Origin of the sequence: Chromohalobacter sp. HP20-39, assembly GCF_033052815.1 — a bacterium.
Lineage (GTDB): Bacteria > Pseudomonadota > Gammaproteobacteria > Pseudomonadales > Halomonadaceae > Chromohalobacter.
Map to the genome: position 1 here is coordinate 39,242 of NZ_JAWHTP010000005.1, position 14,570 is coordinate 53,811.

General features: G+C 60.9%; 13 protein-coding genes. 8 read left to right on the forward strand and 5 right to left on the reverse strand.

Going from position 1 to position 14,570, the window contains the following annotated elements:
* The first annotated feature begins 16 nt into the window (after positions 1-16).
* A complete protein-coding gene (locus RVY79_RS11700; RefSeq protein ID WP_317464357.1) occupies positions 17-1,651 on the forward strand; it encodes a BCCT family transporter in 1,635 nt (544 codons plus the stop codon).
* 290 nt (positions 1,652-1,941) lie between these two features.
* Here RVY79_RS11700 and RVY79_RS11705 read toward each other — a convergent pair whose 3' ends face one another.
* Positions 1,942-2,382, reverse strand: coding sequence for a hypothetical protein (locus RVY79_RS11705; protein ID WP_317464359.1), 441 nt, complete (start codon positions 2,380-2,382; stop codon positions 1,942-1,944).
* Positions 2,383-2,574: 192 nt separating this feature from the next.
* Here RVY79_RS11705 and RVY79_RS11710 point away from each other — a divergent pair, with 192 nt between their 5' ends.
* Positions 2,575-3,201, forward strand: a complete 627-nt coding sequence (locus RVY79_RS11710; RefSeq protein WP_317464360.1) for a YbhB/YbcL family Raf kinase inhibitor-like protein — start codon at positions 2,575-2,577, stop codon at positions 3,199-3,201.
* A 25-nt stretch (positions 3,202-3,226) separates the two neighbouring features.
* Positions 3,227-3,763 carry a carboxypeptidase regulatory-like domain-containing protein gene (locus RVY79_RS11715; protein ID WP_317464362.1) on the forward strand — a complete coding sequence of 179 codons (537 nt, stop codon included), beginning with the start codon at positions 3,227-3,229 and terminating at the stop codon, positions 3,761-3,763.
* Between the two features lie 105 nt (positions 3,764-3,868).
* On the opposite strand, the gene RVY79_RS11720 is transcribed toward RVY79_RS11715, so the two are convergent.
* Positions 3,869-3,991, reverse strand: a complete 123-nt coding sequence (locus RVY79_RS11720; protein WP_263433926.1) for a hypothetical protein — start codon at positions 3,989-3,991, stop codon at positions 3,869-3,871.
* 122 nt (positions 3,992-4,113) lie between these two features.
* Here RVY79_RS11720 and RVY79_RS11725 point away from each other — a divergent pair, with 122 nt between their 5' ends.
* The 5 genes from RVY79_RS11725 to RVY79_RS11745 all read left to right on the forward strand — a co-directional run bounded on the left by RVY79_RS11725 (position 4,114) and on the right by RVY79_RS11745 (position 8,867).
* A complete protein-coding gene (locus tag RVY79_RS11725) occupies positions 4,114-5,070 on the forward strand; it encodes a LysR family transcriptional regulator (RefSeq protein WP_317464364.1) in 957 nt (318 codons plus the stop codon).
* Positions 5,071-5,195: 125 nt separating this feature from the next.
* A complete protein-coding gene (gene dctP, locus RVY79_RS11730) occupies positions 5,196-6,230 on the forward strand; it encodes a TRAP transporter substrate-binding protein DctP (protein ID WP_317464365.1) in 1,035 nt (344 codons plus the stop codon).
* A 66-nt stretch (positions 6,231-6,296) separates the two neighbouring features.
* Positions 6,297-6,806: a TRAP transporter small permease gene (locus RVY79_RS11735; RefSeq protein WP_317464366.1), complete on the forward strand. Its 510-nt coding sequence runs from the start codon at positions 6,297-6,299 to the stop codon at positions 6,804-6,806.
* Entirely contained in the window at positions 6,806-8,083 is a 1,278-nt protein-coding gene (locus tag RVY79_RS11740; RefSeq protein ID WP_411161727.1) for a TRAP transporter large permease, read from the forward strand. The genes RVY79_RS11735 and RVY79_RS11740 overlap by 1 nt, the downstream gene beginning before the upstream one ends.
* A 28-nt stretch (positions 8,084-8,111) precedes the next feature.
* Positions 8,112-8,867, forward strand: a complete 756-nt coding sequence (locus RVY79_RS11745; RefSeq protein ID WP_317464586.1) for a M15 family metallopeptidase — start codon at positions 8,112-8,114, stop codon at positions 8,865-8,867.
* Positions 8,868-8,904: 37 nt separating this feature from the next.
* On the opposite strand, the gene gnd is transcribed toward RVY79_RS11745, so the two are convergent.
* The 3 genes from gnd to RVY79_RS11760 form a co-directional block, all read right to left on the reverse strand.
* The gene (gene gnd, locus RVY79_RS11750) at positions 8,905-9,885 is read right to left on the reverse strand and encodes a phosphogluconate dehydrogenase (NAD(+)-dependent, decarboxylating) (RefSeq protein WP_317464370.1); all 981 of its coding nucleotides are present in this window, start codon (positions 9,883-9,885) and stop codon (positions 8,905-8,907) included.
* 126 nt (positions 9,886-10,011) lie between these two features.
* Entirely contained in the window at positions 10,012-11,253 is a 1,242-nt protein-coding gene (locus RVY79_RS11755; protein ID WP_317464371.1) for a ribonucleotide-diphosphate reductase subunit beta, read from the reverse strand.
* Between the two features lie 142 nt (positions 11,254-11,395).
* Positions 11,396-14,326 (reverse strand): ribonucleoside-diphosphate reductase subunit alpha, encoded by a 2,931-nt coding sequence (locus RVY79_RS11760; protein WP_317464372.1) that lies wholly within the window; start codon positions 14,324-14,326, stop codon positions 11,396-11,398.
* Positions 14,327-14,570 lie beyond the last annotated feature (244 nt).

Here is a 14,570-nt window from a genome sequence, read left to right on the forward strand (position 1 = left end):
TAAAAGGGATAGCGACATGGCCAATATTGGAAGGCAATACGTATTCATCGCTTCCGCCTTGATCGTGGCGGTCTTGGTCGCCGTTGGCGCGGCCTTTCCCAACCAGTTTGGTGAGGCGGCATCGACGGCATTATCCACCATTTCACACTACTTCGGGTGGTTCTACCTGTTCTCTGTCTTCGGGTTCGTGGTGTTTCTGCTGGCGCTAGCCCTAAGCAAGTACGGCAAGATCCGCCTAGGGCCTCAGGATAGTTCGCCTTCCTACAGTTTTTTCTCGTGGGTCAGCATGTTGTTGGCAGCGGGGTTCGGTGTCGGGCTGGTGTTTTATGGCATGGCCGAGCCAATGACGCATTTCTTGAAGCCGCCTTACGGTGACATGAAAGGCGGCACCGAAGAAGCGGCCCGCTACGCCATCCAATATAGCTTCTTCAACTGGGGGATCCACCAGTGGGCGGCGTTCTCCATGGTCGGGCTGATCATCGCCTATTATCAGTTCCGCAAGGGGCAGGCGGGGCTGGTCTCCAACGTGCTGTCGAGCATGACCGCCAAGCGGCCCAAGTTGCGCAAGGTGGGGCCGGCGCTGGATGTGTTTGCCGTGGTTGCCACCGTGATGGGGGTGGCAACGTCCATCGGCCTGGCGGTATTGCAGATCAATGGCGGCCTGCACGAAGTGTTCGGCGTCGAGAAAGGCGTCAAGTGGCAATTCATCATCATGGGCGCCATGTTCCTGTGTTATATGGTGTCCACCTGGTCGGGACTGGACAAGGGCATCAAGCGCCTTTCCAACCTCAACATGGTGCTGTGCTTCGCGCTGATGTTCTATGTGCTGTTCACTGGACCTACCGTGGCCATTCTCGAGACCATTACCTTAGGTATCGGTGACTATCTGCAGAATATCGTGGGTATGAGCCTGCGTGTCGCGCCCTATAGCGACACTACCTGGGCGAGTAACTGGACGATTTTCTATTGGGCCTGGGTCATCGCCTGGTCGCCGTTCGTGGGGACCTTCGTGGCACGTGTCTCGCGTGGCCGCACGATCAAGGAATACGTGTTTGGCGTCTTGATCGTGCCGCCGCTACTGGCCTGCCTGTGGATTGGCGTGTTCGGCGGGGCGGCGCTCAATATGGAACTGACCGGCGATGTCGGGTTAGCCCAGGCGACGGCGGATAACATCACCGGGGCACTATTCCAGATGTTCAACTTGATGCCCTTCTCCAATGTATTGTCGGTGGTGGCACTGTTTCTGATTTTCATCTTCCTGGTGACGTCCGCAGACTCGGCAACGTACATCGTTTCACAGATGACCGATGGCGGCTCGCTGAACCCGCCCTTATTAAAGCGCATCATCTGGGGCGTGTTGATCGCCGCGATCTGTCTCACCTTGCTGGTTGCCGGAGGCTTGAATGGGCTGCAGTCCGCTGCGGTGCTGTCGGCATTGCCGTTCACCTTCATTCTCTATGGCATGATTGTCGTGCTGGTGAAGGAGTTGCGGGCGGACCGCAAGGCCATGCTGACGTCTCTTTATCATCGTCACGGCGAGACCCCGGTCGGCGCCGACGCGTTCGAAGCGGAAACCTTGGCGGAGGCCGAGCGTTATCGGCGCGCCCCGAACGTGGTCAACCGGCGTATCAATACGCGTGAAGGCGGTTAATGTCTCACCTGACGACAGGTGTAACGCCCGGTCTCGGCCGGGCGTTTTGCGTTGACGCTGGTGGAAACGCGCACCACCCCTTATGGTAAGCGATATTGCATGCACGGGAGTGAGGAATGCCTCAAGTGGCCAAAGCAGGTAGGCAGCGACGCCAAGGTGCCACCCGACGCCGGAGAGCGGCCTCCGCGAGGCGATCCCGGAGCGGCGTCGATGTCTGGCTGGATCGGCTGGTGAGCATCGCCGTGCTCACTGCATTGATCGTGGGGGCATTGGCATTGCTAGTGACCCTGCTATGGGACTGATGACACTTGCCGCGGCGAAATTCTCCAGAGCCCGAAGCAGCGTGCGAAGACCCAGATGCCCATGCCCCAGGCGCCATTGACCAGAAAGCCGATAGGAAACCCGGCGAGGTTGAGGCCGCGCCCCTTGAGCGGAAATACGATGAAAAGCGCCACGAGGGTCAAGGCGATACCGCCGAACAACACGCTTTTCCACCACAGCCCGGTCGTGATGTGGAAACGCGTGAAAGCCCACAGCATGACGATCCCCCATACACCGCCCCAGAAGCTCGCCGACAGCCACTGAGGAATGCCCAAAGGTGGTACGGATGCCGTGCCATAGGGCGCAAAAGGGACGATGGCGTAGGCATGCAGTAAGCCCGCCATGGGCTGATGGAAGCAAAGAACGGCGAAGAAGCCCGCGATGAAGGCGAGCGGTATCCAGCGTGGCATGGCGGTTCTCCTTTCCGGGTGAAGGTGCGTACAGTATCGGTCAAATTCACATGCCTCGCAGGATGATCGTCACCTGACCGCTGATACTCTCTATAGATGTGGGGGCGCCGTTGGTCCTATGCGCACTGACTCATGAATGTGCCAAACTGAGGCACGTACATTATTCATTACGCTCTATCAGGAGAAAGCCGCATGCGCATCGACGTGCAGGACGTCATCGACGGTGAACCCATCCCCGAACGCTTTGCGTTCGCCGTTCCCGATCCCCAGCAACACCTGCGTTTCAGCGACAATCGCAATCCTTGTGTGCATTGGCACGATGTGCCCGCCGGAACGCATAGCCTTGCGCTGTTGGTGGTCGATGTGGATGCACCCACGGATCCCAGTGACGTCAACCAGGAAGGCCGCAGCGTGCCGGCCGACCTGCCGCGCGCCGATTTCTATCATTGGGTATTGATCGACATCCCGACGAAGGTGAAAGGCATCGACGAAGGCGAAGATGCCGATGGTGTCGTCGCCATGGGCAAGGCGCCGGGCGAAACCGGCAAGGGTGTACGCGGCATCAACAGCTACACGGACTTCTTCGTCGATGACGAACAGCTAGAAGGTATCTACGGCGGCTATGACGGGCCTTGCCCACCATGGAACGATGCCCTGGTACATCGCTATTACTTCACGGTCTATGCGCTGGATGTCGACTCGCTGGGCCTGCAGGGCGAGTTCACCGGCGACGAAGTGCTCGAGGCCATGCAAGGGCATGTCATCGAACAGGCCAGCGTGATGGGAACCTACACGCTCAATCCCGAGCTTGCACGTTAAGCTCGCTCACAAGGTGGCTCATGGAATGAGAACGATACGCACGGGATGGTGGTTGCTTCTGGTGGGACTGGCGCTGAGTGGTTGCGAGATGCTCCCCACGGGGGGGCCGACGCAGCCCGCCGAGGTCGAGGAAGCCGGCGAAGGCACGCCGGCAGGCGCTGTCGAACGCCAGGTCGCATTTCCGGCCGAGGAATACGCCAAGCTGGATAAGCATGGCTCCGCCGTCGTCAAGGGGCGGCTACGTTATGCCTCATCGCAATATGGCATGGTGGCGGGAAAAGGAGAAACCGTGTCGATCGCGCCGGCCACGCGCTATTCCGCCGAAGCCGCCGAGGTGGCATTGGCGGGTAAGCGTATCGAGCCTGCGGACCCACGTGCTCGCGAATACACGCATTACGTCAAGACCGACGCCAACGGATATTTCGAGGCCACCGGGATACCCGCGGGGGTCTTCTATGTGGCCGGAAGCGTACGCCTACCGGACGGCTCGCGCAGCCCGCTGATCCTGAAGCAGATCGAGGTCGGCGCCGGCCAGACGCGAGAGGTCGACCTGCGTCGCTGAGGCATGCGGTGTACGCGCCCCCCATGAAAAACGCCCTGCCGGTTGGCAGGGCGTTCCTGGTTCGTTGTATACCCGCGCAGAAAGGGCGCGACCCAATCACGAGCGTCAGCGCGAGTGCGTGGGTGTCTTCTTGTAGTGCCCGGGGACCGTCACGCGTTCGCCATTGGGCAGGTCGCGGACATAGGTAGGAACATAGACACGTTTGATGACACTCTTGGCTTCCGCCATGATCCAGTCTCCTGTGAATTCGACGCCTTCACGCTACGCCGGTTGCGGATTGGAATCAATCCCATCCCTTGGGATCGTTCGTCGGATGATACCTGTTTATCAGATTGCTGACCGAGCTTGCCATGACCCCGTTCAAATCCCGTGCGCTTGAATATCTCGATGCCGTCGTTCGCTATGGCTCGCTACGCCGGGCCGCCGCGCATCTGGAGGTCAACCCATCGGCACTCAGCAGGCAGCTGCGCGCGCTCGAGGAGGAGCTGGATGCCGTGTTACTGGTGCGTTCGCCACGACTGGGATTGACGCCTGCCGGTGAGTTGATGCTGCGTCACTATCGCGATCGACGCGCCGCCGAGCGGGCAACACTTTCCCAGTTGCAGGCAATGCAGAACCTGGAACATGGCGAGGTACATATCGCCGTCGGCGAAGGATTCATCGCGGATCTGGTCTCGGCACCCTTGCAGAATTTTTTGGCCACCTATCCGGGATTGGAAATCGAAGTACATATGGCTGGGCTCACCGATGCCATGGCGTTGGTCGAGGAAGGGAGTGTCGATCTAGCGTTGCTGTACGCACCGCCCGACGATCACCGCCTGATGTCGCATGTCGATCGCTGCCAACCGCTGGATCTGATCGTGCCCGCCGAGCACGCGTTGGCCCGCGCGACGGCGCCGTTGACGCTCTCCGAGATCGGTGCGCATTCCTTGGCGCTTATCGATGGACAAACCGGCATGGGACAGTTGGTCGATATGGCATTGCGTACGGCCAAGCTATCGTATCGGCCGCGCATGAAAACCAACTCGGTGTCGGTGCTCAAGAATTTCGTGCGTTCCGGCTTAGGTGTGACGTTCATGCCTGAGCTCAGTGTCCTCGAGGAGATTCACGAGGGCACTATCGTCACGCGCGAAGTTGATGCCGATGTGTTGTGCCAGGCGCAGGCGCGCATCGTCAGTCAGGTCGAGCGGCCTTTGACGGTGGCAGCCCAGGCTTTCATTGAGCACCTGCGATATAGCATGCGTTTCTTCAGCGCCGACGCACCGCGAGTCCTTGACGCACGTATGTTGCCTTTAAAGCAACGCTAGTGCGCTTGAAAGGTCAACAGCGCAACGATTAGCGTCATGGAACGCCGTTTGAAACCTGCTGCCAGGCAACAACGGTCGATCCCTGCGCGAATCGTCTCGTGCCGATAACAACAAGGAGTCCTTTCATGCGTACCTCAATGTTGCGTCCCGTATTGCTGACCGCCATCGCGAGCGGCTTGCTGGCCACGGCAAGCCTGGCGAATGCTGCCACCACCCTGAATTTGAGCTATAACGGACCGCCCGACGCCGACAAGAATGCGGTCCACCTGTTTGCGTCCAATCTCAAGCGGCTCGTCGAGGAAAAAACCGACGGCGATATCCAGCTCAAGCTGTATCCCAACTCTATGCTCGGCGAAGAACAGGAGCGGATGGAGCAGGTGATCAATACCCCGAGCCTGAATATCGCTTCCTTTGCCGGACTCTCGCCGATCGTGCCCGAAATCTATGTCAGCGCGATCCCCTTCCTGTTTGACGATTACAGCGCCGCGCATCAGTTCTTCGATGAGGGCGACTACTGGAACAAGGTGGAAGACACCTTGAAAGAACGTACGAACGCCGAGCTGCTGGGCGTGGTCGAGGAGGGTGGTTTCATCGACTTCACCAACTCTCAGCGTCCCATCAGCAGTCCGGAAGACTTCAAGGGACTGCGCTTCCGTGCCATGGACCCCAGCCAAGTGGCGCTCTACGAGGCCTTTGGTGCGTCCGGCACGCCGATTCCCTGGACCGATACCTATATGGCGCTCAAGACCAACGTTGCCGATGGTCAGATGAACCCGCCGATGTACATCATCATGGGCAGCCTTTACGAAGTGCAGAAGTATCTCACCCTTGCCAATGTGCAGTATTCCGATCAATTCCTGATTGCCAATGGCGATTGGTACGAGGGGCTTTCCGAGGACAATCGTCAGGCCGTTGAAGCCGCCGTCAAGGAAGCCGTCGAAATCAATCGTCGTGAGGTCGAGAAAAAGGTCGACGAGCGCATCCAGTTTCTTGCCGACCAGGGCATGAAAGTGATTGAACCTTCCAGTGAGGAAATGGCGGCGTTTCGTGAGCAAGGACAGCCGGCTTATATCGACTGGTTGCGCGAACAGGGTATCGACGACGAGTGGATCAAGATGGCGCTCGAGGATGCCGGTCAAAGCGACCTGCTCAGCAACTGATAACGGTTTTACTCATTCCGAGGGAAGGAGCGCGACCGGCGAGGTCGGTCGCGCCATGTGATCATCATGTTCCGAAAAACCTTGTTATCGCTGCTGGGGCGGGTCACGACAGGTCTGGGCAGCATCGCGTTGTTGGTCACGCTGATCGATATCCTGTACGGCGTCGTGACGCGCTACGTAGTCGGTCAGGCGCCGATCTGGAGCGATGAACTGGCACGTTATTGCTTGATCGCCTCGGCATTGCTGATCGCCGGCAATGTGTGGGTGCGTGGCGAGCATATGCGAGTGGCGCTACTGGAGCGCAAGCTGGAAGGTGCCGCGCGACAAGTGTTACTGGTTTATCAATGGTTGCTGACCCTGGGGCTATGCCTGGCCATGACCTGGTGGAGTTGGCATTACGCTTTGTCGGTGAGCTATTTCACCTCTCAGGGGCTGGGCATCAGCCGTACCATTCCCATGCTGGCCATGCCCATTGGCTTTGGGTTGCTTGCGCTGCAGGTGCTGCTCTACGGACCACAGCCGCTGCCGCAACCCGGTATCGACGACGCGGACACGGCCAAGGAGGGCGCTTCATGATGGTTGCCGCGATGTTCGCTACCTTGCTGGCCAATACCTTACTGGGTATTCCACTTTTCTTGACGCTGACCGTGACCGCCTTGGTCGGCTTCGTGTTCGTCGATCCGGGTATGATTGCGCGGATGATGCCGCAGCAGTTTTTCGGCGGCCTCAACAGTTTTTCGCTGATGGCGATTCCGTTGTTCATTCTCGCCGGTAACCTGATGAATGCTTGTGGCTTGACCGAGCGGTTGATGCGCGTCGCGCGCCTGCTGGTGGGTCACCTACGCGGCGGTATCGGGCATGTCAATGTGGTGGGCAGCGTGTTCATGTCCGGGATCAACGGTTCGGCCGCCGCCGACGCCTCGGCGATGGGCGCGCTATTGGTCCCGGCGATGACGCGCGAAGGTTATACCACTGCCTTCGCTGCCGGCTTGACTGCCGGTAGTTCATTGATCGGCCCCATCATTCCGCCGAGCATCTTAATGATTCTCTACAGCGCCCAGACCAATACCTCTGTCGGCCAGTTGTTCCTGGGCGGCGTGGTGCCGGGTCTGCTGCTGGCGCTGGCGTTCATGGCGATGAATGCCGTGCATGCCAGGCGAGCGGGCTTCGCGCGTCGCACTACCTTACCGGCGAGAGACGAGATATACGCAGCGGTACGCGGCGCATTGCCGGCGTTGGTTGCGCCGTTCATCATCGTCGCCGGCATCGTGCTGGGGATCGTCACGCCGACCGAGTCTGCCGCGTTGACCGTGCTCTACGTGGCGGTATGTGGACTGCTGATGGGCCAGTTGCGGCTGGCGGCTTTCTGGCGGGCGGTGATCGATACCACCCGGCTGGCGGCGGCGATCTTCCTGATCATCGGCATTTCATCGGTGATCAGTTGGGAACTAGCCTATGCGCAGGCGCCGGAACGTTTCGCCGGGCTGCTCGAGCCCTTCATCGACTCGCCGGTGATCGTGCTCTTGCTGCTGAGTGCCATCACCTTCGTGACCGGCATGTTCATGGAGGAAGTGTCAGCCCTGATGCTGCTCTCCCCGGTATTCACGCCGGTGGCGCTGGCGGCTGGTATCGACCCGGTGGCGCTGGGCATCATCATCACGCTCAACATCACCATCGCCTTGATCACCCCGCCGATGGGGGCCTGCTTATTCATCGCTGCGGCGGTCAGCCGGCTGGATATCACCGTGCTCTTCCGCACCATCTGGCCGTTTATTCTGGTGGCGGTGTGCGTGCTGCTGATGCTGATCGTTTTTCCTGGCCTGATCACTTGGCTACCCAACACCCTGGGCTGACTTCAACTTGGAAACGAACTGTTTGAACGTGACTGACTCGACGCTTCGACCCATCGCCGACATTACCGATCCCCAGTGGGAGGCCATTGCCGCCATTCCCATCGTCGACGAGGGCATGCCGCTACATGCACTCAGCCTTGCCGCGCCGGCCTTGCGCGTGCATCCCATCTACCATGCCCTGGGCGTATCTGGGGCGGTGCCCGAGTGCTGGGCGCGAGAGGCGGTCTATCGGCGACTTCTCATGGTGGCGCGGAGCCTGCCGGAGGGGGTAGGTCTGGTGGTGCTGGATGCCTGGCGGCCCTATGCCGTGCAGCGCCACTTCTATGACACCTTGCTGAGTATGGTGGAAGCGCGCTATGCGGATCTCGACGAATCGGATCGGCGGGCGCTGACCCGAGCATTTGTCTCGCCACCCAGTGATCGGCCAGAGTGCCCGAGCCCGCATCTCACCGGCGGAGCCGTGGATGTAGCGCTATGCGACGATGATGGGATGCTGCTGGAGATGGGCTCGGCATTCGATGAAGCGCGACCCGCCTCGCATACCGTCCACTTCGAGCATCACGCCCACGACGCCGCGACGCGGACCTACCGTGACCGGCGGCGGGTCCTTTACCACGCCATGCGGGATGCCGGCTTCGCCAACCTGCCCAGCGAGTGGTGGCATTACAGCTACGGCGATCAGATGTGGGCCTGGTATCGGGGGGTGTCACGGGCGGTATTCGGCCCCAGCGGCCCCGATACGCTCGAGAAGCGCTGGCAGCGGTCGCTGGGGCTGGGGGACTGACGGCCCAAGCGATACTGCGGCCAGCGCACACCGAGGATTACTGCTTCGGTGGCTCGACGTGGCCGCCGAAGCCGAAGCGCATCGCCGAGAGCAGGCGGTTGGCGTAGGTGTTGTCCTTACGCGAGTTGAAGCGCGCGAACAATGCGTTGGCCAGGACAGGGGCGGAGACGCCTTGCTCGACGGCGGCATCGATGGTCCAGCGGCCTTCGCCACTGTCGGCGACGGCGCCGGTGTAATGGTCGAGCTTGGGGTCGCCGGTCAACGCCTGGGCGGTGAGGTCGAGCAGCCAGGACGAGACCACGCTGCCGCGGCGCCAGACTTCGGCCACGTCGGCGAGGTTGAGATCGAAGCGCTCGTCTTCCGGCAATTCCGGCGATGACTTGCTCTGCATCAGCTCGAAGCCTTCGGCGTAAGCCTGCATGAGGCCGTATTCGATCCCGTTGTGGACCATCTTCACGTAGTGGCCGGCACCCACCGGGCCCGCATGGATATAGCCACGCTCGGCGCTGTCATGGGGCGCGTTGCGGCCATGCGTGCGTTCCAGATTGCCGTGACCGGGCGCCAGGGTATCGAACAGTGGATCGAGATGAGCGAAGATTTCTGCCTCGGCGCCCACCATCATGCAATAGCCGCGCTCCAATCCCCAGACGCCTCCCGAGGTGCCCACGTCCACGTAATGAATGCCCGTGAGCGCCAGCGCCTTGGCGCGGCGAATGTCGTCCTTGTAGAAGGTATTACCGCCATCGATGATGATGTCGCCGGCGTCCATCCGCTCGGCCAACGCATTGACCGTCTCCTCGGTGGGGTCGCCGGCAGGCAGCATGACCCATACCACGCGTGGCGTTTCCAGTTGATCCACCAGCGTGGCCAGGGAGTCCGCCGGGGTGGCGCCGTCCTCGATAAACGCCGAGGCGATGGATTGATCGCGGTCATGGGCGACGACGTCGTGGCCGCCGCGCATCAAGCGTCGGGCGATATTGCCGCCCATGCGGCCGAGTCCGATGATACCGAGTTGCATGTTCGTACCTTTCGCGATGTCGGGTAGGGAATGGGAACGGCGGCAAGCCTACCGATACCGAGTGCATGACGCAAAGCGGGCCATGTCGCATGACACGGCCCACCTCGAAACCTCTCATGTGAGGTGTCAATCCCAGCTTAGCGCGCCGCCAACCTGATATTCGGTGACGCGCGTCTCGAAGAAGTTCTTCTCCTTGCGCAGGTCGATGATCTCGCTCATCCATGGGAACGGGTTGTCGGCGCCAGGGTACTGCTCCTTCAAGCCGATCTGCGCCAGGCGGCGGTTACAGATGAAGTGCAGGTACTCCTCCATGATCGCGGCGTTCATGCCCAGCACACCACGCGGCATGGAGTCGCGCGCATAGGCGATTTCCAGCTCGGTGCCCTCGATGATCATCTGGGTGACCTCGTCCTGGAATTCCGCCGTCCACAGGTGCGGATTCTCGATCTTGATCTGATTGATCATGTCGACGCCGAAGTTCAGGTGCATCGACTCGTCGCGGAGGATGTACTGGAACTGCTCGGCGACACCGGTCATCTTGTTGCGCCGGCCCATGGAGAGGATCTGGCTGAAGCCGCAATAGAAGAAGATGCCTTCGGTCACGCAGTAGAAGGCGACCAGGTTGCGCAACAGCTCCTGATCGGTCTCTGGCGTGCCGGTATGGAAGTCCGGGCGCGCCAGTGACTGGGTGTGCTTGAGGCTCCACGCCGACTTGGCGGCGACCGAGGGGACCTCGCGGTACATATTGAAGACTTCGCCTTCGTCCATGCTCAGCGACTCCACGCAATACTGATAAGCGTGGGTGTGGATGGCTTCCTCGAAGGCCTGGCGCAGCAAGTACTGGCGGCATTCGGGGTTGGTGATCAGGCGGTACAGCGCCAGCACCAGGTTGTTGGCGACCAGCGAGTCGGCGGTGGAGAAATAGCCCAGGCTGCGCTCGACGATGCGGCGCTCGTCTTCGGTCAAGCCGTCATTGCTTTTCCACAGCGCAATGTCGGCGTTCATGTTCACTTCCTGGGGCATCCAGTGATTGGCGCTGCCGTCCAGGTACTTCTGCCACGCCCACTCGTACTTGAAAGGCACCAACTGGTTGAGGTCGGCGCGGGCGTTGATCATCTTCTTGTCGTCGACCTCGATACGCGCCGCGCCCATTTCCAGCTCTTCCAGGCCGGCGGCGACATCGAGTTCGTCCAGCGACTTGCGGGCGCGCGCCAGCCGGTCTTCATCGGCCACCTGGTAGCGTGACGCGCTTTCGCGCACCTGCTCGGGTTCCGGCGCTGCGGGTTGCGCTGTCGGCTTGGTGGCCGGCGCAGGCTTTTGAGGCTCGTCGGCGGTCTCGTCTTCGTGAAAGTCGTCCCAGTTCAGCATGTTCTTCCTCATTCCTTGCTAGTGGCGTTGATACATAACGCCAGTGGCTAGACTTTGGTGAGCTTCGAGCTTCGAGCTTCGAGCTTCGAGCTTCGAGCAGTTCGTGGCTCGCGACTCGAAGCCCGTCGCTGGCGCTAAGCGTCTACTGGCAAGCCTCGCAGCCGAGCTCGTCGATATCGCCCGCCGAGGGCGCGCGCGAGCCGCTGCCGCTCTTGCCGTTCAGGAAGTCGTCGATGCCGCGCGCTTCGCCGGAGGCGCCACTGGCCGCTGGGCTGGGGGCGCCACTGGCGGTGGGCTGCGGTGACGATGCACCGCTATCGGCGTTGCCCACGGCATTGAGATTGCCACGATCGACGGTGGATTTTTCCACCGAGGTGGCGCCTAGCGCGCGCAGGTAATAGGTGGTCTTGAGACCGCGGAACCAGGCCATGCGGTAGGTGACGTCGAGCTTCTTGCCTGAGACGCCGGCGATGTAGAGATTCAGCGACTGCGCCTGGTCGATCCACTTCTGGCGTCGCGCGGCGGCTTCGACCAGCCACTTGGGCTCGACTTCAAAGGCGCTGGCATAACGGGCCTTGAGGTCATCCGGCACGCGGTCGATGGGTTGCACGCTGCCGTCGTAGTACTTGAGGTCGTTGATCATGACCTCGTCCCACAGGCCGCGTTCCTTGAGGTCGTTGACCATGTAGGCGTTGACCACGGTGAACTCGCCGGAAAGGTTCGATTTGACGAACAGGTTCTGGTAGGTCGGCTCGATGGACTGCGTCACGCCACAGATGTTGGAAATCGTCGCGGTCGGCGCGATCGCCATGACGTTGGAGTTGCGCATCCCTTGGCTGGTGACCTTATCGCGCAGACGCGCCCAGTCTTGGGTGGTGGAGGTGTCCACCTCGATATAGTCGGCGCCGCGTTCCTCGGCGAGGTTGGCGATGGAGTCGATGGGCAGCACGCCCTTGCTCCACAGCGAGCCGTCGAAGCTTTGGTAGCGTCCGCGCTCGGCGGCTAGATCGCTGGAGGCTTCGATGGCGTGATAGCTGATCAGCTCCATCGAGGTGTCGGAGAATGCAACGGCTTCCTGAGAGGCGTAGGCGATTCCACGCTTGTAGAGCGCGTCCTGAAAGCCCATCAAGCCGAGCCCCACCGGGCGGTGCTTGAAGTTGGAATTCTTGGCCTGCGGTACGGCGTAGTAGTTGATGTCGATGACGTTATCGAGCATGCGCACGGCCGTCTTGACGGTCTTCTTCAGCTTGTCGCCATCGAGCTCGCCATCAACGATGTGCTGCGCCAGGTTGACCGACCCCAGATTGCACACGGCGATTTCGTCCGCCGACGTGTTGAGGGTGATCTCCGTGCACAAGTTGGAGCTATGCACCACGCCGGCATGGTTCTGCGGGCTGCGCAGGTTGCACGGGTCCTTGAAGGTGATCCATGGATGGCCGGTTTCGAACAGCATGGACAGCATCTTGCGCCACAAGTCCTTGGCCTTGACGCGCTTGAACAGTTTGAGCTGCCCGTTGCGGGTCATTTCCTCGTACTCGGCGTAGCGCTTCTCGAAGGCGGCGCCGTACAGGTCGTGCAGGTCGGGGCAGGTGGACGGCGAGAACAGCGTCCATTCTTCGTCGTCGAAGACCCGCTTCATGAACAGATCCGGCACCCAGTTGGCGGTGTTCATATCGTGGGTACGGCGGCGGTCGTCGCCGGTATTCTTGCGCAGCTCGAGGAATTCCTCGACGTCGAGGTGCCAGGTCTCGAGATAGGCGCAGACCGCGCCCTTGCGCTTGCCACCCTGGTTGACGGCCACGGCAGTGTCGTTGACCACCTTGAGGAACGGCACCACGCCTTGCGATTTGCCGTTGGTGCCTTTGATGTAGGAGCCCAGCGCGCGCACCGGCGTCCAGTCGTTGCCCAGGCCGCCGGCCCACTTGGAGAGCATGGCGTTGTCGCGTATCGCCCCGTAGATGCCATCGAGCTGGTCGGGCACGGTGGTGAGATAGCACGAAGAGAGCTGACTCTTGACGGTGCCGGCGTTGAACAGCGTCGGCGTGGAGGCCATGTAGTCGAAGCTCGAGAGCAACTCGTAGAATTCGATGGCACGCGCTTCGCGATCGTCTTCGTTGAGCGCCAGGCCCATGGCGACACGCATGAACATCACCTGCGGGAGTTCGTAGCGGATGTCGTCGTGGTGCAGGAAGTAGCGGTCGTAAAGCGTCTGCAGGCCGAGGTAGGTGAACTGGGCGTCGCGGGTGTAATCCAGCGCCGCACCGAGGCGCTCGAGGTCGAACTCGGCAAGCTGCGGGTCGAGCTGGTCGAACGCGATGCCCTTGGCGATATAGGCCTTGAAGGCCGGCGCGTAGAGGTCGGCCATCTCCTGGTAAGTCGCTTCGTCGGCGATATCCAGGAAGGAGAGTGCCTCGCGACGCAGGTTGTCCTGCAAGAGTCGCGCGGTGGCGTAGGTATAATTGGGCTCTTTTTCGACCAAGGTGCGCGCGGTCATCGTCAGCGCTTGCGACACGCCATCGATGGACACGCCGTCGTAGAGGTTCTTCAACGATGCGTCGACGATCTTCTGCGGCTCGACGTTGGTGAGCCCTTCGCAGGCGTCAAAGACCAGGGTCTCGACCCGGCCCAGGTCCAGCGGACGTACGGTGCCGTCGGCTTGCGTGACGTTGAGGCTGGGGTGCGGCTTGGCGATATCGCCGTTCTGGGGCTGACGGGCACGAGCATGTTCTTCGCGATACAGCACATAGGCGCGGGCGACCTTCTGCTCGCCGGCGCGCATCAGGGCCAGCTCGACTTGGTCCTGGATGTCCTCGATGTGCAGGGTGCCGCCATCGGGCATGCGACGCAGGAAGGTGTCGACGATGCTCTGGGTCGCCTCGTGAACGAAGTCACGGATGCGTGACGATGCTGCGGCATTGTCGCCTTCGGTGGCGATGAACGCCTTGGTGATCGCCACCGAGATCTTGCTGCCATCAAAGGCCGCGACATCACCGCCTCGCTTGATGACGCGCAGTCGCTGCGGCGCTGTGATGTCCACTGACGCCTTGTCAGGGGAAGAAAGAGTGGTATCCATGACGCCTTCCTGTCGTTACGGGTCCAAGGGAAAGAGTGCCGCCGTTCATGTCGCATCGCGAGAAGTCGAGCGTTATGGCGACGATGATCGAATTAACCGCCTTGTCTCGGCATTTTCGTGCCTGAAGAGGCCCATTCGGGACATGCACGCGAAATACGGTGATCCCTATATATGGGGGAGGTCTTGATGATGAGCACAAGATAGAGCTGTTTCTCGGGGGTCGCAAGTGGATAAGTTGTGGATA

Bases quoted from the DNA above. Each gene is read 5' to 3' on its own strand.
- RVY79_RS11700 (WP_317464357.1), top strand. From the start codon at position 17: ATGGCCAATATTGGAAGGCAATACGTATTCATCGCTTCCGCCTTGATC.
- RVY79_RS11705 (WP_317464359.1), bottom strand. From the start codon at position 2,382: ATGCCACGCTGGATACCGCTCGCCTTCATCGCGGGCTTCTTCGCCGTT.
- RVY79_RS11710 (WP_317464360.1), top strand. From the start codon at position 2,575: ATGCGCATCGACGTGCAGGACGTCATCGACGGTGAACCCATCCCCGAA.
- RVY79_RS11715 (WP_317464362.1), top strand. From the start codon at position 3,227: ATGAGAACGATACGCACGGGATGGTGGTTGCTTCTGGTGGGACTGGCG.
- RVY79_RS11720 (WP_263433926.1), bottom strand. From the start codon at position 3,991: ATGGCGGAAGCCAAGAGTGTCATCAAACGTGTCTATGTTCCTACCTAT.
- RVY79_RS11725 (WP_317464364.1), top strand. From the start codon at position 4,114: ATGACCCCGTTCAAATCCCGTGCGCTTGAATATCTCGATGCCGTCGTT.
- dctP (WP_317464365.1), top strand. From the start codon at position 5,196: ATGCGTACCTCAATGTTGCGTCCCGTATTGCTGACCGCCATCGCGAGC.
- RVY79_RS11735 (WP_317464366.1), top strand. From the start codon at position 6,297: ATGTTCCGAAAAACCTTGTTATCGCTGCTGGGGCGGGTCACGACAGGT.
- RVY79_RS11740 (WP_411161727.1), top strand. From the start codon at position 6,806: ATGGTTGCCGCGATGTTCGCTACCTTGCTGGCCAATACCTTACTGGGT.
- gnd (WP_317464370.1), bottom strand. From the start codon at position 9,885: ATGCAACTCGGTATCATCGGACTCGGCCGCATGGGCGGCAATATCGCC.
- RVY79_RS11755 (WP_317464371.1), bottom strand. From the start codon at position 11,253: ATGCTGAACTGGGACGACTTTCACGAAGACGAGACCGCCGACGAGCCT.
- RVY79_RS11760 (WP_317464372.1), bottom strand. From the start codon at position 14,326: ATGGATACCACTCTTTCTTCCCCTGACAAGGCGTCAGTGGACATCACA.